This window comes from Lysinibacillus sp. fkY74-1 (genome assembly GCF_053165895.1).
In genome coordinates, this window is the sequence record NZ_CP170173.1 from 844,217 (window position 1) to 867,288 (window position 23,072).

16 protein-coding genes are annotated in these 23,072 nt (G+C 36.0%); 9 read left to right on the plus strand and 7 right to left on the minus strand.

Going from position 1 to position 23,072, the window contains the following annotated elements:
* Window positions 1–22 precede the first annotated feature (22 nt).
* Entirely contained in the window at window positions 23–1,285 is a 1,263-nt protein-coding gene (locus ACE1MS_RS03895) for a dicarboxylate/amino acid:cation symporter (protein WP_031418848.1), read from the minus strand.
* A 402-nt stretch (window positions 1,286–1,687) separates the two neighbouring features.
* On the opposite strand from ACE1MS_RS03895, the gene ACE1MS_RS03900 reads away from it, so the two are divergent.
* The 3 genes from ACE1MS_RS03900 to mprF all read left to right on the plus strand — a co-directional run bounded on the left by ACE1MS_RS03900 (window position 1,688) and on the right by mprF (window position 6,820).
* Window positions 1,688–3,289, plus strand: a complete 1,602-nt coding sequence (locus ACE1MS_RS03900; RefSeq protein ID WP_036160903.1) for an ATP-binding protein — start codon at window positions 1,688–1,690, stop codon at window positions 3,287–3,289.
* Window positions 3,290–3,997, plus strand: a complete 708-nt coding sequence (locus tag ACE1MS_RS03905) for a response regulator (RefSeq protein ID WP_031418850.1) — start codon at window positions 3,290–3,292, stop codon at window positions 3,995–3,997.
* Between the two features lie 300 nt (window positions 3,998–4,297).
* Entirely contained in the window at window positions 4,298–6,820 is a 2,523-nt protein-coding gene (mprF, locus tag ACE1MS_RS03910) for a bifunctional lysylphosphatidylglycerol flippase/synthetase MprF (protein ID WP_012293075.1), read from the plus strand.
* Window positions 6,821–7,053: 233 nt separating this feature from the next.
* Here the strand turns inward: mprF and ACE1MS_RS03915 are convergent, their stop codons facing one another.
* A complete protein-coding gene (locus tag ACE1MS_RS03915) occupies window positions 7,054–8,289 on the minus strand; it encodes an MFS transporter (protein ID WP_036160906.1) in 1,236 nt (411 codons plus the stop codon).
* 540 nt (window positions 8,290–8,829) lie between these two features.
* On the opposite strand from ACE1MS_RS03915, the gene ACE1MS_RS03920 reads away from it, so the two are divergent.
* Entirely contained in the window at window positions 8,830–10,398 is a 1,569-nt protein-coding gene (locus tag ACE1MS_RS03920; RefSeq protein ID WP_197149228.1) for a glycoside hydrolase family 10 protein, read from the plus strand.
* Between the two features lie 51 nt (window positions 10,399–10,449).
* On the opposite strand, the gene ACE1MS_RS03925 is transcribed toward ACE1MS_RS03920, so the two are convergent.
* Window positions 10,450–13,539, minus strand: a complete 3,090-nt coding sequence (locus tag ACE1MS_RS03925; RefSeq protein WP_197223828.1) for an efflux RND transporter permease subunit — start codon at window positions 13,537–13,539, stop codon at window positions 10,450–10,452.
* Between the two features lie 99 nt (window positions 13,540–13,638).
* Between ACE1MS_RS03925 and ACE1MS_RS03930 the strand changes: the two genes are divergently transcribed.
* Window positions 13,639–14,472 (plus strand): TetR/AcrR family transcriptional regulator, encoded by an 834-nt coding sequence (locus tag ACE1MS_RS03930; RefSeq protein ID WP_031418856.1) that lies wholly within the window; start codon window positions 13,639–13,641, stop codon window positions 14,470–14,472.
* A gap of 49 nt (window positions 14,473–14,521) precedes the next feature.
* Here ACE1MS_RS03930 and ACE1MS_RS03935 read toward each other — a convergent pair whose 3' ends face one another.
* The 3 genes from ACE1MS_RS03935 to ACE1MS_RS03945 form a co-directional block, all read right to left on the minus strand.
* Window positions 14,522–15,325, minus strand: a complete 804-nt coding sequence (locus ACE1MS_RS03935) for a serine/threonine protein kinase (RefSeq protein WP_447402715.1) — start codon at window positions 15,323–15,325, stop codon at window positions 14,522–14,524.
* A 321-nt stretch (window positions 15,326–15,646) separates the two neighbouring features.
* The gene (rnjA, locus tag ACE1MS_RS03940) at window positions 15,647–17,317 is read right to left on the minus strand and encodes a ribonuclease J1 (protein WP_012293081.1); all 1,671 of its coding nucleotides are present in this window, start codon (window positions 17,315–17,317) and stop codon (window positions 15,647–15,649) included.
* A gap of 5 nt (window positions 17,318–17,322) precedes the next feature.
* Entirely contained in the window at window positions 17,323–17,532 is a 210-nt protein-coding gene (locus ACE1MS_RS03945) for a DNA-dependent RNA polymerase subunit epsilon (protein WP_012293082.1), read from the minus strand.
* Window positions 17,533–17,965: 433 nt separating this feature from the next.
* Between ACE1MS_RS03945 and ACE1MS_RS03950 the strand changes: the two genes are divergently transcribed.
* Window positions 17,966–18,736 (plus strand): Cof-type HAD-IIB family hydrolase, encoded by a 771-nt coding sequence (locus tag ACE1MS_RS03950; protein WP_422761470.1) that lies wholly within the window; start codon window positions 17,966–17,968, stop codon window positions 18,734–18,736.
* 52 nt (window positions 18,737–18,788) lie between these two features.
* Here ACE1MS_RS03950 and ACE1MS_RS03955 read toward each other — a convergent pair whose 3' ends face one another.
* Window positions 18,789–19,556: a DeoR/GlpR family DNA-binding transcription regulator gene (locus tag ACE1MS_RS03955; protein ID WP_447402961.1), complete on the minus strand. Its 768-nt coding sequence runs from the start codon at window positions 19,554–19,556 to the stop codon at window positions 18,789–18,791.
* 151 nt (window positions 19,557–19,707) lie between these two features.
* Here ACE1MS_RS03955 and ACE1MS_RS03960 point away from each other — a divergent pair, with 151 nt between their 5' ends.
* Genes ACE1MS_RS03960 through ACE1MS_RS03970 form a run of 3 tightly spaced genes read left to right on the plus strand, consistent with a single transcriptional unit; the run spans window position 19,708 to window position 23,067 of the window.
* Window positions 19,708–20,460 carry an ABC transporter ATP-binding protein gene (locus ACE1MS_RS03960; protein WP_036167325.1) on the plus strand — a complete coding sequence of 251 codons (753 nt, stop codon included), beginning with the start codon at window positions 19,708–19,710 and terminating at the stop codon, window positions 20,458–20,460.
* Window positions 20,453–22,084 (plus strand): ABC transporter permease subunit, encoded by a 1,632-nt coding sequence (locus ACE1MS_RS03965; RefSeq protein ID WP_036214880.1) that lies wholly within the window; start codon window positions 20,453–20,455, stop codon window positions 22,082–22,084. Before ACE1MS_RS03960 ends, ACE1MS_RS03965 begins: the two co-directional genes overlap by 8 nt.
* Complete coding sequence (locus tag ACE1MS_RS03970) at window positions 22,081–23,067, plus strand: extracellular solute-binding protein (protein ID WP_012293089.1); 987 nt, start codon at window positions 22,081–22,083, stop codon at window positions 23,065–23,067. Before ACE1MS_RS03965 ends, ACE1MS_RS03970 begins: the two co-directional genes overlap by 4 nt.
* The last annotated feature ends 5 nt before the right edge of the window (window positions 23,068–23,072 follow it).

Here is a 23,072-nt window from a genome sequence, read left to right on the forward strand (position 1 = left end):
GCTGTCATCACTACCCTTTTTCTTAGGATACTATAGTGGCCTTTCCTTGAAGGGCACGTTCTTCCATCGTGACATCAAATTCTTTTTCGGATTTCGATACTACCACACAAGCAACGCCATTACCAATTAAATTTGTAACAGCACGAGCCTCTGACATAAAACGATCGACACCAATTAAAAGTGCTATTCCTTCCACTGGTATCATTGGGAAAGCAGCTAAAGTCGCTGCTAATGTAATAAATCCTGATCCGGTTACACCCGCTGCACCTTTAGAAGTAATCATTAAAATTCCGAGTAATGTAATGATTTGAATCCAAGTTAGGTCCATCCCGTATGCTTGTGCAATAAACAGGGCTGCCATTGATAGATAAATAGAAGTCCCATCTAGATTGAATGAATACCCAGTAGGAACGACTAAACCTACAACCTGCTTTGAGCAGCCATAATTCTCTAGCTTTCGCATCATAGATGGCAGAGCTGATTCAGAGGAGGATGTCCCAATTACTAAGAAAATTTCATCTTTGATGTAAGCAATAAATTTAAAAATATTGAATCCAAAAAACTTTGCAATGCCACCTAAAATAAAGACAACAAATAAAAACATTGTAATATATACGGCAGCCATTAATAGACCTAGATTACCTAAGGATTTTAATCCAAAGTTCCCAATTGTATAGGCCATTGCACCAAAAGCTCCAATTGGTGATATTTTCATCACCATACTGACAATCTTGAAGAAGATTTCTGCTACTTGCTCAAAGAATGTGATGACTGGTTTTGCAGGTGCTCCGATTGAGGCAGCTGCTAAGCCAAATAAAATAGCAGAGAATAGGACTGGTAATAGTTGACCAGTTGCCAATGCACCCACTACATTTTCGGGAATAATACTAGAAATAAATGCACCCAAGCCTTGCTCAGATTCAGCCGCAGCAGTTGTATATTTCGAAATATCAGCATCAGACGCACCTGATGTATCTAATCCAGTACCAGGACTTACAATTAAAGCAACAGCAATTCCGATTGCTAAGGCAATTGTGGAAACTATCTCGAAGTAAAGTAATGCCTTACCTCCGATTTTCCCAACCTTTTTCATATCCCCCATACTGCCAATTCCAATAACAACTGTTAGGAAGATAATTGGGGCAATTAACATTTTAATTAATTTAATGAATAGATCTGCTAAGATTTTTAAACTAGCACCGAACTCGGGGAAAATGGCACCAACAATAATCCCAAGGATGATAGCCACAATAACCTGAACAGTTAAATTTTTCAGTATCCTCATTTTTTGCTACCTCTTTTCTAAATTTTCTCTTTGATATCGCTTTCACTAGAATCATCATAGCGAATACTTCTTAAAAAAAGAGATTTAGAAAATAAGAAACATAACGTTCATTAAGTACATTTTCTTACATTCACATATAAATATAGTAATATCAATAACTATCTCTGTTATGGTACGCTAAAGTTAATCTATTATTGTTATAATACAAAAACATAAAATAAAAAAAGAGTTCATTGTAAATGGTCGAATTATAATATTGTTCATTAAATTCAATATTTTCTGCTATTTATATAGACTAAAGGTGTTGTCAAAAGAATTTTTTGCAGATAATCTTAAAACCATATCGTAAATATGTGTGCCACTACTAATGAGAATGCGAATTTGAAAGGAAGGATTTATTGAATGATGAAAATGCCTGTAAACGGCAAAATACTGTTAATGACATTTTTAATCATTGCACTCTCCTTTTTACTAGGTGGTATTTTTGTACTCGGTAACTTATTATCTGAACAGGAAAAAGATTACGGTCAGCGAGCAATGCTTGTAGCACGAACTGTATCGAATGTACCAGAGTTAAGTGTGCATTTGAACAATGACAATATAAAAGAATCCGCCAAAAATATTAATAAAATTGTAGATGGCATTAGAGTGATTAATAAGGCAGAGTATATTGTTGTGATGAATATGGATCGTATTAAACTATCTCATCCAGTAAGTAAGGAATTAGGACAGCGCAGTGAGTCGCAGGATTTAAATGCGGCATTTAGTGAGCATTATTATGTTTCGAAGGCACGTGGAGAATCAGGTGTCATGATACGGGCTTTTGTCCCCATTATTAATGACAAAAGGGAGCAAGTGGGCATTGTAGTAGTTGGCTATTCATTACCAACACTGCTAGAAATGCTACAAAGCTATGAGCGAGAAATTATGATAACTATTGTTATCTCACTGATTTTCAGTATTTTTGGTGCATATACACTTGGACGGCATATAAAAAAACAAATGTTTGGGCTAGAACCTCATGAAATTGCCAAAATGTATGTGGAAAGAACAGAAACCTTTAATGCTATGCATGAGGGAATAATAGCCGTTGATAAGGAGATGAATATAACGATTTTTAATGAGAAAGCAGCTGATATTTTAGGTGTTACTCGGAAAATAGAGGACTGTATTGGACAAAAGATTTATGATGTTTTGCCGGATACTCGCCTGCCTGAAATTGTTGAAACAGCAACTCCTGTTTATGATCAAGAGCTTTACATTAATCATCATAGTATCTTAAGTAATCGTGTCCCCATTATTGTGAATGGCGAGCTAGTTGGGGCAGTTGCTATGTTTAAAGATTTAACAGCTGTGAAGAAGCTTGCAGAGGAAGTGACAGGTGTAAAGGCCTTTGTTCAAGCATTACGTGTGCAAACCCATGAGCATAAAAATAAAATTCATACGATTGCAGGACTATTACAACTGGGACACACAAAGCAAGCACTTGAATATGTTACAGTCACCACTGAAAATGAAGCATCATTGACGAAGTTCTTAAACGAACGCTTTCATAATGAAAATATTTCAGGTTTGTTATTAAGTAAAGTAAGTTATGGAAAAGAACTGGGTATCGAGGTTGAGATTGATCAGAAAAGTCATTTTAAACGCTTTCCTCCTCTATTAGATCATCATGATTTTGTTGTGTTACTCGGCAATTTAATTGAAAATGCTTTTGAGGCTTTGAATGTCCTTTCTAAAGAAGATAAATATGTAGCCATCTCTGTAGACGAGCATGATGGAGTCTTAGCGATAGCAGTTTCTGATAATGGGATTGGCATGTCCAAAGAGGTACAGGATCGTATGTTTGAAAATGGATTTTCTTCAAAGGCTGCTGAAAATCGGGGCATTGGCTTGCATCTAGTCTATGAAATTATAAGAAAAGGCAACGGAGATATAGAAGTAGTGAGTGAATTTATGAAAGGAACAAGTTTCTTAATTTTATTTGAGTTAGGAGAAGTATAGATGGATGTAATAAATGTCTTATTAATTGAAGATGATCCAATGGTACGAGAAGTGAACAGGCAATTTATTGAGCAAATCAAAGGTTTTTCTTTAGTCGGCTATGCTAGTAATGGTATTGAGGGAATTCAAAAAATTAAACAATTAACCCCAGAGCTTGTCTTTATAGACATTTTTATGCCAGAGCAAGATGGCATTATTACGTTAGGGAAAATTCGAGAGGAGCATCTTCCGGTCGATGTTATCGCTGTAACTGCTGCGAATGATATGCCCACTGTGCAGCGTATTTTACACTTAGGTGTATATGATTATATTATGAAGCCTTTTACATTTGAGCGGATTGAGCAAACATTAAAAAATTATCGAAGCTACAGAAAAAAAATAAGCGGTATGCAGGATTTAACCCAGCATGATGTGGATCATTTAATGCAGCAACGTCTCCCTGAGCAAGTTGTTATTACAACAGCAGGAACGGAGGCAATTACTATAGAGGAGCTACCAAAGGGGTTTAATCGAGCTACGTTAGATAAAGTGTTTGCCTATATTCAAACAAGTGGTGGGGCAGTATCTGCCGAGGAGGTTTCTACTTATATAGGTACAGCACGTGTTACAGCTAGACGTTATCTTGACTTCTTAGAAAAGCAAAGTCTATTAAAAGTAGATATACAATATGGAAGTGTAGGACGTCCTATTCATCGTTACTATATCTAATCATTAGTTATGTTAGATTTATCGGTTGTATGGTCATTCACTTTACTGTATGCGACTCTAAAAAATTAGAGCCAATAATGGTCATTTTTATTTCTCTAATTATAGAGGGATGAAAATGGCCCTTTTGATGTTGGTTAGTTAGGAGTATAAAATTGTTCTATATAGTTTATTTATTAATGAATAGTAGTACCTTACTTTGACAATACATATAGCAAAGAATACGTTACAATATGGAAATAGTCTGTTACCTTAAATAGGTAATAGAAAGTTTAGTTAGATTATGGGAAGTAGGTTTGGCATATGTTTACCGTTCGAAAAGAGGCACTGTTGAAATTATTAAAAATTATTTTCCCAATAATACTTTTGGGGATAGCTATTTATGAAATTCAACAAACAGTGAGTGGGATAGATGTTCATTTACTACAAAAAGAAGTGAATGAGCTTCAGCTATGGGAGCTTTTATTGATCTTTCTAATCACCTTTTTAGCGATTACCCCAATGATTTTTTACGATGTTATTTTAGCAAACATCTTACGTATCAAGATTAATAAACGTAATCTGCTCAATCATTCATTTATTGTTAATACCTTTTCAAACCTCATTGGCTTTGGGGGATTAGTTGGTATATTTTTACGCGATTATTTTTATACCAAATATAAAGAAGATCAAGAAGGCATGATGCGAAGTATTGCTTCGGTCACACTGTTTTATTTAACCGGAATTTCCTTGTTAACGTGGATTATGTATATATTCTTTTGGGATTTCCCGTTGCTTAAAGAAGAACGATGGTTATCGATTGCCGTAGTTCTTGTCAGCCTATATGTACCAGCTTTTTTGGCGATGTATATAATTCGCTATAAAAAGGAAAGTTCTTTAACACCAAAAATATCAGTTCAATTGATGATCACTTCAGTAGCTGAGTGGCTTGCCGTATTTTTTGTGATCTGGGCTTTAACGTTTATTTTGAAGATTCCAATAGAATTATCTACATTAATTCCCATTTTTTTAATTGCTTCTAGCGCAGGAATAGTCAGTATGATACCTGGCGGTGTTGGCTCCTTTGATCTCGTTTTTTTATGGGGAACACAAAGTATTGGAATTGCTGATGAAAAGGTGTTGTTTCTATTAATATTGTATCGAGTGGGCTATTTTGTTCTACCATTTTTAGTTTCTGTACTCTTATTTATTAAAGAATATTGGATGCGGTGGAATCAATCTTGGGATGACTTACCTAATATTATTTTTCAGAAACTAAGCCATACGCTATTAACCATATTGGTGTTTATATCTGGCATTATTTTATTGCTATCTGCAGCTTTGCCAGGGATACTAAGTCGTCTAAAAATTGCTCAGGAGTTTTTATCCTCGCCCATTATGAATGTATCCCATCAATTGACCGTGGCAGCGGGCTTTATACTGTTAGGGTTATGTAGGGGAATCAAATACAAGGTAAAAAGGGCCTACCAGCTCGCTATTGTTGTGCTAAGTAGTTCGGCGCTATTTTCAATTTTTAAAGGTTTTGATTATGAGGAAGCCATTTTTTTAGTCATTGTCGCAGTGTTATTAATGGTGTCAAAAAAGCAGTTTTATCGAGAAAGTTATGTTTTGACATGGGGAATTGTCATTATTGATTTTGCTGTAGTAACTGTTATTACAGCGATGTATGTGGTAATTGGCTACGTTAATTTGCCCTCTGCCAAAATTCATTTTCCTAGTGCCCTACAAGACTATATGATAACCGATTATCAGGACCTCTTTAATAGTGCGATTATCGGTATTCTGATCGCCATTGTTATTTTTTATATAGGCTATTTTATATGTACACCTAAGAAAATGGTCAAACTTTTATCTCATGAACAAGAGGAAGCTATTAAAAATCATTTGATGTCCTATCAAGGGACGGAGTATTCACATTTAATTTTTTTACATGATAAATTTGTACATTGGAATGATAAAGGAACAGTTTTATTCTCTTATCAAATTTATGCAGATAAGATTATTGTTCTTGGAGATCCGGTTGGTAATGAATCTGATTTTTTATCTGCTATCCAGGAATTTTTGGAAATGGCTGATCGTTATGGCTATACACCTGTATTTTACGAAATTAACAATAAAATTTTCTCCGCCTTACACGAGTATGGATATAGTTTCTTTAAGCTTGGTGAGGAAGCCTTTGTAGATTTAGATAAATTTACATTTACAGGAAAAGAAATGAAGGGTAGCCGAGCAATCAGAAATAAGTTTGAACGTGAAAATTATATAGTGGAAATAATGAGTCCACCTTATTCTCAGGAAGTCATGAAGGAATTGAAAGAGGTATCAGCAAAATGGTTGCAGGGAAGGGCAGAGAAGGGTTTTTCACTTGGTTTTTTTGATGAACATTATTTAAGTACTTCAAATATTGCTGTTTTACGTGGTGCTCAAGGAACGTTTGGCTTTGCTAGTATTATGCCCATGTATGATCAAGGGGAAAGGGTTTCTGTTGATCTTATGCGCTTTAAGCCTGGCTCACCATCTGGAACAATGGATTTCATTTTCCTATCACTATTTGAATGGGCAAAATCGGAAGGTTATCGTGTCTTTAATATGGGGATGTCTCCTTTATCCAACGTCGGACAATCTAGATATTCCTTTTTAAGTGAAAAAATAGCTGCGCAAATCTTTCTACATGGACAGCATTTTTATCATTTTAAAGGATTAAAAAACTTCAAGTTAAAATATGCAGATTTTTGGGTACCCAAATATGTAGCGTATCGGAAAAAATCATCATTACCATTCACGATGGCACAAATCACATTGTTAATCGGTAGCAAGAGAAAATAGTGCCCCTTTAAAATTTCAGAAACAAAACAGTCAGCTGTGTGTTGGCTGTTTTGTTATTTTCATCTGTTAGTCGTTTATTCACTTTCAGCAGGCAAAAGCCTTTTCAATAAGTTTTGTTAGAAGAAAAATGATGATAATTAAAAAAGCCCTGCATGGTGACAGGACTTTCTTAACATCGAGGAAGGTGCTTTGCAGCAGGTTTGCAAACGTCAGTTGATTAACTAGAAGGATGTTTAAACATCTTTATGCTCAGCAGTAGGTCTTCCAGCATGTAATAAGACTTTACTGCCCAGTAGGAAAAATCCTTGGATAAATAAGAGGATTCCTGTACCAATAAGTAGCCACTCGATAGCAATAATGTCTGCAATCGGACCGAAAATAAGCATACCTAAAGGCATCATAGAGGTAGATATCATACTAAGAATGCCAAATACTCTTCCCATATAATCACTATTCACTTTTTCTTGTAATAACACCGTTGCGGGTGTATTAAAGATTGGCATAGCTATTCCAGTAACTGTCATGATTATGAGATACAGCCAAAAAACAGGAATGACTCCGAGAGCCATTGTACAAAGACCAAATAATAAAGCAGATAATGTCATCGTATGCACTTTATTTTTAAAGCCACCCCATGTTGCGATTGCGATACCACCAATTAACATCCCAATGGCAAAGGCCATCTCGATAGCAGTCAAGCGCCAGACATCATTACCAAAGCTACGAGTAACTTGCAAAGGTGTTAAAAAGGCAGCAGGGGCAGCGAGCAGCATGAAAAAGGCAAAGAACAAGAATAAATGTTTCAAGAAAGCATGCTCTTTAATGTAGATGAAGCCTTGTTTCATATCACTAAAATAACCTGTTGTTTGTGGCTGATTAGCTTTTGCATGTGCAGGAATATGCAGAAATAATAAGAAAATAGCAATAGCAATAGCAGCTGTTGTCACATCAATAAAGAAAATAGACTCGATTGAAGCCATCGTTAATAATGCTCCACTTGCCATAGGTGCAAGAATCATGATAAAAGCTTGAATACTACTATTCGCTCCATTAACTTTCATTAAATGCTCTTCAGGTACAAATTGCGGTAAAATAGCGCCCACAGCTGGTGTTTGAATACCTGCACCAACTGCACGTACCGCCGATATGACAAACAATAGCCAGAGTTCATCATAGCCGATTAAAAATAAAATGGCTAAAAAGAGTGTAGATAAGGCGATCATGCCATCTGCCAAGATAATAAGCCATTTTCGGTTATAACGATCTGCCCAGACACCAGCAATAGGTGCTAGGAAGAAGGTTGGTAAAAAGCCACAAATAATCGCAATGGTCATCATGCTGCCTGATTGCGTTGTAAGCGTGATATACCATGTAATGGCATATTGCACAAGAGCAGAGCCAAAAAGTGAAATCGTCTGACTACTTAAAAAAAGTATTGTATTACGTTTCCAATGTTCCAATTTCGTCATCCCTTTCTAACAGTAATGCCTGTGTGGAAAGTAAAAAGACAACAAAAAAGAGGGGAGTAGAAGTCCCCTCTTTTCCAGTATTCCTAAAACAGACTAGACCTAATTCCATTTCCTTGCACAGCAGGCAAAGTGTACACATATTTAATTAGTAATGTGAAATCGTAGTCTAATTGAAGCTGTCATTTGGAATACCCTCCGTTCTATATAAGTTGTGTTGATTGTAGCATACAGTTTATGACTGCGTAAAGAATGAATCAAACAAAAATTAGGTTAAATTATAAAATAAGGAAATTGTAACGGAATAATAATGAAGTGTAGGTCATCTGTGTTTTTTGGGGGGATTATAATGATACATATTTTGGCATTAACTAAAGCGCTTTTTAAATAGGGTTATAGAAACAAATGATTTTGTTTTAGTCATACGTAGTAATTCAAATTCCATGATTATTATTTGATCCAGTTAGTGAAGTTGCTTCAGGAACGTGCATATAGCGTGAACTTATCATATACTAAAATAGAAAAATAGCAAATGGAGGATATATGAGAAAGAAAAATAGTAAATGGAAACTTATTGCTTTAGTCGCTATGATTTTGATGTTATGCCTATCAGCAATCCCTGCTAATACAGTGAAGGCAAGCACAACACAGCCGAAACGAGAAATGCGGGCTGTCTGGATTTCAACGGTTCTCAATCTTGATATGAAAGCAGGTATGAATAAGGAGCAGTACACGGTTTGGGCACGCCAAACATTGGATCAATTAAAAGCCAATAAATTCAATACTGTTATTTATCAAGTAAGACCAACAAATGATGCAATGTATGCATCTGAGTTAGCCCCATGGTCGTCCTACATAACAGGGAAAAAACAAGGTACAAACCCCGGTTACGATCCTCTTACGATACTAGTAGAGGAGTCACATAAACGAGGGATGGAACTGCATGCTTGGATGAATCCTTATCGTGTAACAATGTCTGGACAAAAGCTAACTGACCTTGCTCCCGATAATGTAGCTATAACACATCCAAACTGGGTTGTTAAATATGGCAAACAATATTATTTAAATCCTGGTTTACCTGAGGTGCAAGACTATTTAGTTGAAATAGTAAGAGAGCTAGTAGCCAATTATGATGTTGATGCCGTTCATATGGATGATTATTTTTATCCATATAAAATTGCAAATGAGGTTTTCCCAGATCAAGCAGCTTACAAAAAATATGGTGCTTCCTTTAACAAGGTAGAGGATTGGCGAAGAAATAATGTGAACAGGCTTGTTGAAAATCTTTATACAGCTATTAAAGAGACAAAGCCATATGTACAATTTGGTATTTCACCATTTGGTGTATGGCGTAATAAATCATTGGATAAAACAGGAAGTGATACACGAGCTGGTGTCAATAATTACGATGATTTATATGCAGACGTCAGAACATGGATTCAAAATGGCACGATTGATTATATTACCCCGCAAATTTACTGGTCAAGAACATTATCTGTTGCCAAATATGGGACATTGTTAGATTGGTGGAGCCATGAAGTACAAACATATGCAAAAACGCATCCTGTTCATCTATATATTGGATTGGCTGATTATAAAGTTGGCAATGACAGTGATGCTGCATGGAAAAATAAAATGGAATTGCCCAGTCAAATACTAGAAAATCGTTCAGAAAAAGTAGCAGCCGATGGGCAAATGCATTTCTCGTTAAGAAGTTTTCAAAGCAATAAATTAGGCTATGCAACAATTGTTAGTCAACAGCTATATAATTATACAGCAATGACACCAGAAACAATTTGGAATGATGACGCAGTGCCGAACAAGCCGACTTATGTAGAAGTGACAAAGGAAACGGCAGGTCGTAAGATTGAAATTATTGACGATAATGAAACACAGCCACGTAAGTATGTTATTTATCGTTTTAAAGGGAACAAAGAAGGTTCCTACCATGACCCTCAAAATATAGTGGATGTTGTATATAATAAGGATGGCATCACTCAATTTGTGGACAAGTCAGCTCTTGCTAAGCAAAACTATACATACGGCATTACGGCCGTTTCTGCTACAGGTGTAGAAAGCAAGGAAGCTTTTGTAGTGAAAGAGGTTCAATAAATAACAAAACAGCTACTCAAGCGATTGAACCGCATGAGTAGCTGTTTTTTATTAATTTTCTTCGATATCTTTACGATTTTTCTTTAACATTTTTGAAAGCATTTCATACACAATTGGTACAACCACTAATGTTAATAGAGTGGATGATAATAAACCACCAATTACAGTAATGGCTAAGTCTTTTGATATTAATCCACTACCACCAGAACCAAGTGCCATAGGAACCATTGCACCGATTGTTGCAATAGCTGTCATCAATATTGGGCGTAAACGTGTAGCACCAGCTTCTAGAATGGCTTCACGCATGACTAAACCAGCATGTTCCATATGAATAATACGGTCAACTAATACGATGGCGTTCGTCACAACGATACCGATTAACATCAGTAGACCCATCATAACAGAAACAGAAATCGTTTGACCTGTTACAAATAAACCAACAAATGCACCGATTACGGCGAATGGAAGCGAGAAGAGAATAGCGAATGGAGCTAAACCTTCACCGAACGTAACAACTAAAATGAAGTATACAATCGCTATTGCCGCTAGCATAGCAACACCCAGCTTCGTGAATGTTTCTTGCATATCTGCAGCAACTCCAGCAACACCTGTTGTTACACCCTTTGGTAAATCTAATTTGTCAATTTTCTTATCGGCAGCAGAAGTTGCTTTTGAAATATCATCGCCGATAATCGTACCAGATACTGTTGCGAAGTATTCACCTTTTGAACGAGATAGTGAGTTAAGAGTCGTGCCTTCTTCAACATCTACTAGCTCACCAATAGTCATCGTTGTGCCTAATGCTGTTTTAACTTCAGTTGCTAAAACATCCTCAAGTGAAGTCGCAGCTGCTTTGGCATCACGTTGAACAATGACATCAATATCTTTTCCATCATTTTTTACGGTTGTTAAAACTTCTTGTGATGTATTTGCATTTAAAGCCATCACGATTTGAGCAGTTGTTAAACCATATTGAAGGACATTCTTCTGTTCTACTTTAAGTACATTTTCAACATATGGATCTTCGTTATCTGATTTAATATCTTCTAGGCCATCCACATCTTTTAAAGCACCTTCTACTTGATTTACAGCATCTCGTAGCTTATCTAAATCATCACTATATAGTGTGTAGCTTACTTCGTTTGAAGACATAGACATTGAAGAGAAGTTCTGAGATTTCCATTCTCCTGATTGACCTATATTAAATACATAGTCTTCTACTTCTTCACGAGCTTTAGGGAAGTCTTTCATATCTGGATCAAAGATTAGGTACATTAAAGCTCCGCCAGCGCCTCCGCCCATCATCATTGCTGATGGATCGACATTGTTCGCATCTGTAATGGAAACTTGTAAAATATCAACGTCTTTGCGCTTCATTAATTCTTTTTCTACTTTTTCAACATTTGCTGCAGTTTCATCTGCAAGCTCTCCAGTTGAAGGAGTATATGTGAGGTACATAACTTTTTCTTCCTGTGATCCCATAAAGCTAAACCCAATTAAAGGAGTTAACGCTAGTGAACCTACAAGTAAGAAAATCGCAATTAGAGACGTAATAATTTTATGATTTAACGCTTTTTCTAAAACACCTTTGTACCATGTTGCTAGTCTACCAACTTCTTTATGCTGGCTTTCTTTTTTCTCACCGTATAGTTTTTTACGGAATAGGAAATGGGATAATGCAGGTACAATGGTAATGGCTACTAATAATGATGCACCTAATGCAAACGTCATTGTTAGTGCGAATGGCATGAATAGTTCGCCAACCATACCACCTACAAAAATAAGTGGAGCAAATACAGCCACTGTAACTAATGTTGACGAAAGAATCGGTTTAAACATTTCAATGGTTGCTTCACGAATTAAAGCTCGACCTGTTAATTTTTCTTGTTTTAAATGGATACGTCGATAAATGTTTTCAACAACTACAATCGAGTCATCGATAACACGTCCAATGGCAACGGTAATCGCCCCAAGGGTCATAATGTTTAATGTAATATCCATCCAGTTTAGTAGTAGTAATGCCATGAAAACTGAAACTGGGATCGAAACAATCGAAATAATGGTTGATTTGAAATCACGTAAGAATAACAAGATGATTAATACAGCAATTGCACCACCAAATACGGCCTTTTCAATCATGGTAAAGACAGAATCTTCAATTGGGGCACCTTGGTCAAGAGAGATATCTACGTTTAGGCCATCTAAACGTTTTTCTTCATCTTTCATAAGGTCTTTAACGGCATTGACAACAGTTACAGTGTTAGCATCTTGACCCTTAACGATTTGAATGGCAATAGCATCTTGACCGTTTGTACGGGACACAGATTGTACTTTACCTTCTACTTCAATCTTTGCAATATCACCCAGACGAACGAATGGTGAAGGATTTGTTGCTGAAGGTGTGACTGGAATTAATAAATCTTTTAGTTCATCTACGGACTTTACTTTACCGTCTACAGAAACTGCTTGTTCTCCAACAGTAAATTGATATAAACCAAGTGATAGTGACATATCGCTTGCTTGAATCATTTGCTTGACTGATTCCTCTGTTAACCCTAATGCAGCCATTTTTTCTTCATCATATTTAAAGGATACTTGTTCAATATGCTGACCTGTAATGGTTGCAGAGGCAACACCATCAATTTTTTCAATCTTAGGAAGTAAAACATCTTCTACTGTAGAAGTAAGATCGACAATATCTTCCTCAGAACTACTAACGGATAAAGCTACTACTGGCATCATGTTCATACTGATAGCCATAATAGTTGGCTCTTGAGCACCTTCAGGCAATTTTAGATTATCTAAAGCTGCTTCTAACTGACGCTTTTTTTCATCCATATCAATGCCATAGTCGTATTCAACCTGCACTTGTGCTACGTTGGAAGAGGATGTTGAGTAAACTGCCTTCACATCTTCTAAGCTTTCTATGGATTTTTCGAATGGGATGGAAAGCTCATTCATGACTTGTTCAGGCGTTGCACCTGGATATACGCCCATGACGATTAAGTATGGGATCGAGATATCAGGTATAGATTCCATTTTCATTCTTGTGCCGGAATAAATACCAGAGACAGTGATGATAATTGTTAATAACCACACTGCCAATTTGTTTTTCAATACGAAATTAACTAAACCTTTCACCTTCACACCTACCCTTTATTGACTAACTAAATTCAATTATTTATACTAATGACTAATCGGTCATTTGTCAACGAAATGCATTAGGAGAGAGTTAAAAATATGTTAAAAAAGCAATTAATTATGGAGAAAGCATTAGAGCTGTTTTCTGAACAGGGTTTTGAAGCTACATCAGTACAGCAAATAACAGAACGTTGTGGGATTTCTAAGGGTGCGTTTTACTTATCCTTCAAAACAAAAGACGAGCTTGTTATCTCTATGGTTGACTACTACTTACAACAATTTATTACAGATGTTGACCGAGTAGTCAGAGGGGCGTATAACAAAGAAACGATTTTGGTTGAATTTTATAAAAGTATCTTTCAGGCATTCAAAAATCACTCTGCATCTGCTAGAGTATTTTTTAATGAGAAGGTCTTTCTAACAAAAAAAGAGCTATTTCATAAAATAACAGCGTATGAAGCAGAGATGTCTAAATCTATCATTTATATGCTGGAGCAACTTTATCAGGATAAGCTACAAGAAACAAAATACGATGTCATGTATTGTATTAAAGGTTTTATGAAGAGCTATGCGGAACTTTTTATCTTTTCAGATATGCCTCTCGATTTAGAACAACTTGCGAAATCTTTAGCAGAAAAAACAGATATTATTGCACGACATACAACGATACCTTTTATTACGAAGGAGCTTGTTACTTTTATAGCGAAGCCTTGCGAACAGGATATTTCAAAGGAAATGTTACTGCAGTTAATTGAACAAAATATTGATAATACTGAGGATTCTATTGAAAAAGAATCATTGGAACTGCTAAAACTCGAAATAGAAAAGCCAACATACAGTAAAGCCATCGTAAAGGGGCTAATAGAAAATCTACGACTTAGCCCTGCGTATCATTGGATTGCTTATGTATGTGCAAAATACTTAAATATTTAAATTATAGGATAGAATTGCTCACTCTAGATCGGTGAACAATTCTATTTTTTTATTTTTCTTTCAAATGCATGGAAATCTTTATTAAATGTGGCAGAGCTCGGTAAGCCTCTAATGCACTACTAAAAGGGTCTTGAATCCATAATAATCGTTCGAGAAAATCCTTCACTTCTATCGGTAAATTCAATTCTTGTTGCCACGTGTCCTCTTTCTTTTTACGTGGCTTAAAGTCTGAATAAAGTAAGAACAATAGAAAATGGCCCACGAAATATAGATCGCTAATATGGTTTTCAGCTCGCTTCGGGTTTTGTATAGAAGAAAGTTCCACTGCCTTTTGTAATGTCGTTGCGAGACCAAAATCTATAATGTGTAATTGTTGATCAACCAATAAGATATTAGGTATACGTAAATCTCGATGGACAATTCCGTGATTGTGTAGCAGGATAATTTGTTCTAAAAGCTGTTTGGTTATTTCAAGTGACTGAGCGACAGGAAATTTAACACCTTCTTGAAAAATAAGCTGTTCAAAGGTTTGGCCGTTTATATAGTCCATCATAAAATAAGGCATATCTTGGATAGTTCCAGTCGAATGGATTTTAGGTATATTCGGCAATGATAATTGCTGTAGAATTTGAATTTCCTGCCTGAATTTATGTATGGTCTTTTGGTGATGACGATGCTTGGGACGCAGGCATTTTAAGACGAACAGATCTGTTGATGAGCAATTTTCAATTAAGTACGCACGACCATATGAGCCAAAGCCAAGAAATTTTTTAAACGTGAAATCTGGATGCTCAGCTATGAAAAGCTCTACAGCATAATCAAAGTTTTTTTCTGAAAGTCGTTTCCACCACATTAGCTACTGAAAAAACTCAAAGAGCTGAAAAAACTACGTGAGCTTTTACGAGAACTACGTTTATAATGCTTATGGCCATAATAATTATGGCGTTTGGAATATCTGCGACGACTGCTTGATGAAGAATAATGACGTTTGGATTTACCATTGAGTAGGGATTGAAGAAGTTTATTTAGCATAAAACGCTCCTTTTGGATGTTGTTATTACTATATACGCAAAAATAAAAAGGGAGGTTTCAAAAAAAGAAAAAAATTAAGTAAATTTACAATTAGCAAAAAGAAAGAAGCTATGTACATATTACATAGCTTCTTTCCATGAGGCTAAACCTCCATAATAATCGGTAGAATCATTGGACGACGTTTTGTTTTTTCAAATAGGTAAGGACCTAAAACGTCTGTAATTTCGTTTTTAAGCTCTGTCCATTGAGGAGGGGTTTTGCTTTGAATGGTTTCATTCAGATGACGATTAAGCATTTTTTGAGCTTCATTGATCATCGTACCTGACTCGCGCATGTAGACAAAGCCACGGGAAATGATATCAGGACCTGAAACAATTTTTTGATTTTCCATATCTACGCTTACGACTACGATAACTAGGCCTTCTTCAGAAAGAATGCGACGATCGCGCAACACAATATTACCGATATCTCCAATACCATTACCATCGATATAAACATCACCAGAAGGGATACGACCAGCCACATGTGCCTCATTGGCACTTAGTGCTAACACATCGCCATTTTCCATAACAAATGTATTTTCAAGTGGTACATCGCAATCTTCTGCTAAGTGTGTATGCATTTTTAACATACGGTATTCGCCATGGATAGGCATAAAAAACTTAGGTTTCATTAAACGTAGCATCAATTTTTGTTCTTCTTGTGAGCCGTGACCAGAAGTATGGATATTGTTTAATGCACCATGAATAACTTCTGCACCCGCACGGAACAATAAATTGATGATTTTATTAACACTCACAGTATTACCAGGAACCGGTGAAGAAGAGAAAATAACTGTATCACCAGGTTGTATTTGGATTTGACGATGAGTACCATTGGCAATACGTGATAATGCAGCCATTGGTTCACCCTGTGAGCCTGTACATAAAATCATTACTTCATTTGCTGGAAGTCGATTAATGCTTTGAGCATCAATAAATGTATCTTTTGGAGCGTTGATATAACCAAGCTCGCGCCCAATTGTAATCGCATTATCCATAGAGCGACCAAAGACAGCAATTTTTCTTCCGTATTTGATAGCAGCGTCTGTTGCTTGTTGTAAACGGTGAATATTTGACGCAAATGTAGCAAAAATAATTCGGCTATCCACTTTACGGAAAATTTCATCGATACTTTTGCCAACTGTACGCTCTGACATTGTAAAATTAGGCTTTTCAGCGTTTGTACTATCTGATAGTAAGCAAAGTACGCCATCTCGTCCTATTTCGGCCATCTTTGTTAGGTTGGCTGGTTCGCCAACAGGTGTAAAGTCGAATTTAAAGTCACCTGTATGAACGATATTACCAGGTGGTGTTTTAACAACAATTCCATAAGCATCAGGGATACTATGAGTTGTTCTAAAGAAGCTAACAGATGTTTTTCTAAATTTAATAACATCTTCTTCTTTAATTTCGATGAGTTTAGTTGTACGTAGCAAGCCATGTTCTTCTAATTTATTACGTAATAAGCCAAGTGCGAGCTTACCACCATAGACTGGAACATTCACTTGACGTAAAAGATAAGGAATACCGCCAATATGATCCTCATGTCCATGTGTAATAAATAGTCCTTTGATTTTATCGACGTTACGTACTAAATACGTATAGTCTGGAATAACATAGTCAATGCCGAGTAAGTCATCTTCTGGAAATTTAATGCCAGCGTCAATTAAAATAATTTCATCTTGAAATTGAACGCCATAAGTATTTTTGCCGATTTCGCCCAGTCCGCCGAGCGCGAAAACAGCTGCTTGGTCATTTTTAACAAACTTCATGTTTGTTAAATTTCCTCCAAGACGAAGTTCGGGCTTGCTTGTTCGTACTCCAAATAGTTACCTTCAAGCAGCTGGACGAACTCGATATTGTAGTTACGGTCTTTTAACTTTTGACGTACTTCTCGTTCTGAAGCAGCTTCAAGATATAGACTTTTAGTATTTTCGCGAACTGGAATCTCATTTGCATTTTCTTGATAATAAACTTTGTAAATCATAGTTTGCTCTCCTTTAATTGCGTACAATTTTATTGCACCTTTGACTACTACCACACACGTGCTACAAGAAAACAACGAATTTCTTATAAGAAGAAATGTACGTTTGTAGTCCTTGTATCTCAATACTTCGGTTGTGCACTATGTTATAAAATGAATAGGAAGTAGTGAGACAGTGGTTGCGTATAGCCAAATAAATGCATTTCCTTTATATTATCACGCAGTTCCTCTAAAATAAAGAAAAGCCCTTCAAATAATGAAGGGCAAATGTTAGGCAATTGATTTTTTTCCGAGTACGCCGCGAAGTTGCTTCAACAATTTCCGTTTTAGTTTCTTCAGCATGGCACATCACTCCTTAGGATCATTATAATCAAAATTATTGTCTGTGTAAAGTCATTCACCTTGATGGGTACTATTTATAGAAAGGGATTATAAAATGAATAAAATTTTGTTTTTTGATGTTGATGGCACTCTCTATAACAGCGAAAAAAAATTACCTGAATCTGCAAAAAATGCTCTTTTGGAAGCACGCTGCAATGGCTATGAATTGGCGATTGCTACAGGTCGTGCACCTTTTATGATTGAATCATTACTAGAAGAACTTGATATTAATACGTATGTTACTTTCAATGGACAGTATGTTGTTTATAAGGGTGAGGTTGTCTATACGAACGGAATTGAAAAAGATGAATTAGCTAAAATTATTGCTTTTGGTGAAGCTCGCAATGAACCGGTAGTGTTTTTAGATGACAAACGTATGATTGCGTCTGTCAGTGACCATATGATGGTAGCAGAAAGCTTGGATACACTTAAATACCCGTATCCAGAATTAGATTCATCCTATTATATGCAGAATGATGTATATCAAACACTTATATTTATGGAAGAAAAAGATGAACCTTTATATTGTGAAATGTTTCCGAATGTCCAATTTGTCCGTTGGCATCAGTATTCTTGTGATATTTTGCCAAAGGGCGGTTCGAAGGCGGTAGGGATTGAAAAAGTATTGGATAAAATGGGCATCACATTAAAGGATGCCATTGCTTTTGGAGATGGTATTAATGATATAGAAATGCTACAAGCGGTTGGGACCGGTGTTGCAATGGGAAATGGTCATGAACGAGTGAAGGCTATTGCACATCATATTGCCGATCATGTAGATGCAGATGGTCTCGCTAAAATAATGCGCAAGCTTGCTATCATATAATAAAGAAACAACTAGTTGACAATCGTAGCAACTAGTTGTTTTTTTGGTTAAATTACTGGTGTTCTTCAGAAATGTTCACTAGTTTTATTTCAACCCCTTTATCGGAAAAATATTGAATCGTTTTTTTAGACAGTGTGTCGTCTGTAATAATGACATCTACTTCTTCAAGAGGACATACTTGAATAGCTACATCCTTGTTAAATTTTGAAGAATCAGTAGCGACATAGACGGTTTGAGAAATCGAAATAATTTTTTTTCTCGTAATAGCTTCTTCTAGATTAAAGTCGGAAATCCCCTTTTCAAGAGATACCCCACTAGCGCAAATAAAAGCCCTATTAATATTTAGATGTTCGAAGTTGAAGAGAAATTCATTCGATGTAACCGATTTTTCAGAGTGACGCACTTTTCCACCGAGCAGTATAACTTCAATATTAGAGCCGATTAGATCGAAAGCTACAGGTAATGAGTTTGTCACGACTGTTAATTTTTCCTTGTCCAATAAAAATGGTGTCATTTGATATGTAGTTGTTCCACTATCGATAAAAATACATTCTCCATCTTGAACAAGAGAAGCACTTGCTTTGGCGATGGCAATTTTTTCTGTTGACTGTTCATGTAGTCGTTGATCAATTAGTCCCTCTACAGGTTCAATATATTTAACACCTCCATAAAACTTCTCAATTTTCTTGTCTTGCACTAGCTGTTGAATATCGCGACGAATTGTTTCCATTGAGACATTAAATTCTTTCGTGAGTGTTACCAATTTCACAACCTTATGCTGTCTTACAAATTGTAATATTTGTTGTTGTCTTTCAATCATATACATTTCATCACCTCTAATAGATATTTACTCAAAGTATACATAACTTTGTCAACAGTTGGTCAGAATTTACTCAACATTTACACAAAGGCGCATTTTCCTTTACAAATGGCCCCTATACTAAAGCTAAGAACTGAGAGAGGTGACCAATTTGTTAGAACTGAAAAATATCTCAAAAAGCTATAAAAATAAGCAAGTCTTAGTAGATATCAATGTAACCATCGAATCAGGTGAAATCATATCTTTATTAGGGCCGAGTGGCTGCGGTAAAACTACTTTGCTTAATATCATCTTAGGGCTTGCAGAGCAAACGGGTGGTCAGCTGCTCTACAATGGGCAAGATATATCGAAGAAATCCATGCAAGAAAGAGGATTCAATATTGTTTTTCAGGATTTTGCGTTATTCCCTCATTTAAATGCCTACGACAATATTGTATATGGATTGAAAAATAAAAATAAGCAAATGTCCAAAGAAGATGTACAGGAATATATTGATTTTTTAGAACTGACTCCGCATTTGCAAAAAAAGATTCATGAATTATCAGGTGGTCAAAAGCAACGTGTATCTATTGCTAGAACGCTTGTTATGCAACCCAACATACTTTTGTTAGATGAGCCGTTAAGCGCACTTGATGGGGTCATTAAGGAATCTATCAAGGAGCGTATTAAATCAATTGCTCGTGAATTTAATTTGACGACAATTATTGTGACCCATGATCCAGAAGAAGCGCTAACTTTATCGGATAAAGTTTTGATCATTAATGAAGGAACAGTCGCTCAATTCGGTACACCACATGAAATCGTAGCAGCACCGAAAAATTCATTTATTGAGGATTTTATTTTAAAGCAGCTTCATATTAAGCGAAATAATATCTATCAATTGTTTGGAGAAACATATGCTTAAAACGAATAAAATGATGAAATTAATCTTTCTGCCGATTCTATTATTTCTCCTATTTTTTTTAATAGTGCCATTGATTTATATGTTTTGGCACTCTTTAAAAGTAGGAAATGATATTTCCATTCAACATTATATAGATGCTTTAAAAAATGTAGAAATCCGTGATGCTTTCTTCAATAGCTTTCAAGTTTCTTTTGTGGCATCTGTCATTACAACCATTTTAGCTTTTTTATTGGCCTATGCTGTTCATTTTACAACGATGCATCGCCATACAAAAAAGCTAGTACAAATAGGAATTACGTTGCCTATGCTATTGCCGACTATCACCTATGGCTTCGTGTTGATTTATACATTTGGTAATCAAGGAATTCTAACAAGATTAGCTGGACAACCACTTTTCACGATTTATGGATATAACGGTTTGGTGATAGGTTACATCTTATACACATTGCCAGTCGCTTTTATTCTAATGCAAAACTCTATGCAATATATCGATAAACGATTTTTGCTAGTGTCTATGTTAATGCATGATCGTCCGCTCCGTCGTTTTTATCATACGGTATTACGTCCGATGCTTGGGACGATTGGTGGTGCGTTTATTTTAACATTTATTTTAAGCTTTACAGATTTCGGAATCCCTGCATCAGTAGGTGGTAATTACAGGGTAATTGCCACTGAACTTTATCAAGCTATGCTAGGTTCGATCGTGCATTTTGAGCGTGGGGCAGTTATTTCAGTGTTAATGCTTGCCCCAGCTATATTGGGTGTCCTCATGTTAACCATTTTAGAACGTTTTAATTTTCATTATAAACAGGCGGGGAGAAGTGAACTTGTTAAACATCGTCTTCGTGACACATTGTTTACTGCCTATTCAATTGCCTCTGTTGCAGTCGTATTTATCATTTTTTCAACCATGTTTATCGTTCCATTTACGAAGGGTTATCCCTATGATTTCAGCTTTACATTTGAACATGTGCAAAATGTGTTAGCGGAGAAAGATTTAATAAAGGTGTATGTTAATTCACTTATCGTGGCGGCTTTAACAGCTGTTTTAGGTGTAATGATTACATTTATGTCGGCTCTTCTTAATGCAAGGACGCCATTGAAAGGAAGGAAAAGCTTAGATATTGCCTCAATGATTACTAACACAGTTCCTGGAATGGTGCTTGGTCTATCGTATTTGTTTTTCTTTAATGGAAGTTCATTAAAGGGTACATTTCTTATCATTATCGCATGTAATATTGTGCATTTCTTTACAACTCCTTATTTAATGGCTAAAAATTCATTGCAAAAGATGGACCCAACCTGGGAAGTGACAGCGGAGCTATTAAAGGATTCTTGGTTAAAAACAGTCATACGCATTATCTTGCCAAATATTAAACCGACCATTTATCAAATGTTTAGCTACTATTTTTTAAATGCAATGGTCACGGTCAGTGGCGTTATTTTCCTTGTCAGCACAAAGACTATGCTTGTTTCGACAAGAATAAAAGAGCTTCAGCATTTTGCAAAATATACAGATATTTTCGTACTATCGATATTCATTTTATGTACAAACCTCATTGTGAAATTAGGTTGTGATTATATAACAGCACATCAAGAAAAAGTGGAGGAGATCTCAAAATGAAAAAATCAACAATCATGATGTTAGGGACAGTTAGTGCGGCAGCAATAATATTAACTGCATGTGGAGGGGGAGAAGCAGGTTCGAAAGATGAAATAATTATTTATTCAAATGCAGATGATGAGGCAATTGAAGTAATGGAATCTACATTAGACGAAAAAGGCTATAAAGGAAAATATGTAATTCAATCATTCGGTACTTCAGAGTTGGGTGGAAAAATGATGGCTGAAGGAACAGATATTGAAGCGGATATCGTAACGATGGCTTCTTATTTTATAGAAAGCGCCCAAACCTCGAAATCCATGTTTACAGATATTTCTTCGGATTTAAAACCTCTTGATGGCGGTGTTACATATGCATTGCCGATTTTGGGAAATGTTGGATCTATTTTTATTAATACAGGTGTTTTGCAGCAAAAGGACTTGCCGGTTCCAACAACGATAAAAGATTTGACGGACCCTGCCTTTAAGGATTTACTCTCATTCCCTAATATTATGGACTCTTCAACCGGTTGGCTATTAGTACAAGCCATTATTAAAGAATATGGTGAGCAAGAGGGACAAAGGATTTTGGCGGATTTAATTAAAAATGCTGGACCTCATATTGAAAGCTCTGGATCAGGACCAATAAAAAAAGTGAAGACAGGAGAAGTAGCAGCTGGATTTGGTTTACGTATTCAAGCTATTGATGCCAAAAAAGAAGGACTACCAATAGAATATATAGACCCAGTGGAAGGGAACTTTACGCTAACAGAATCAGTGGCTGTGGTAGATAAAGAAGGAGATGAAACTTTAGCTAAAGAAATGGCAAAGGTAATTGCAACAGAGGCTCGAAATGGTTTATTAGAACAATACCCTGTAGCGCTTTATGAAGGAGAGCAGGTAAAGGCAGAGCATGTGCCGGCACACCTTAAAAAGTGGGATACTACCTTAACAGTAGATTTACTAGAAAAACACCAAGCTTTCTTTAAAGAAGCGCAAAAATAAGGGGT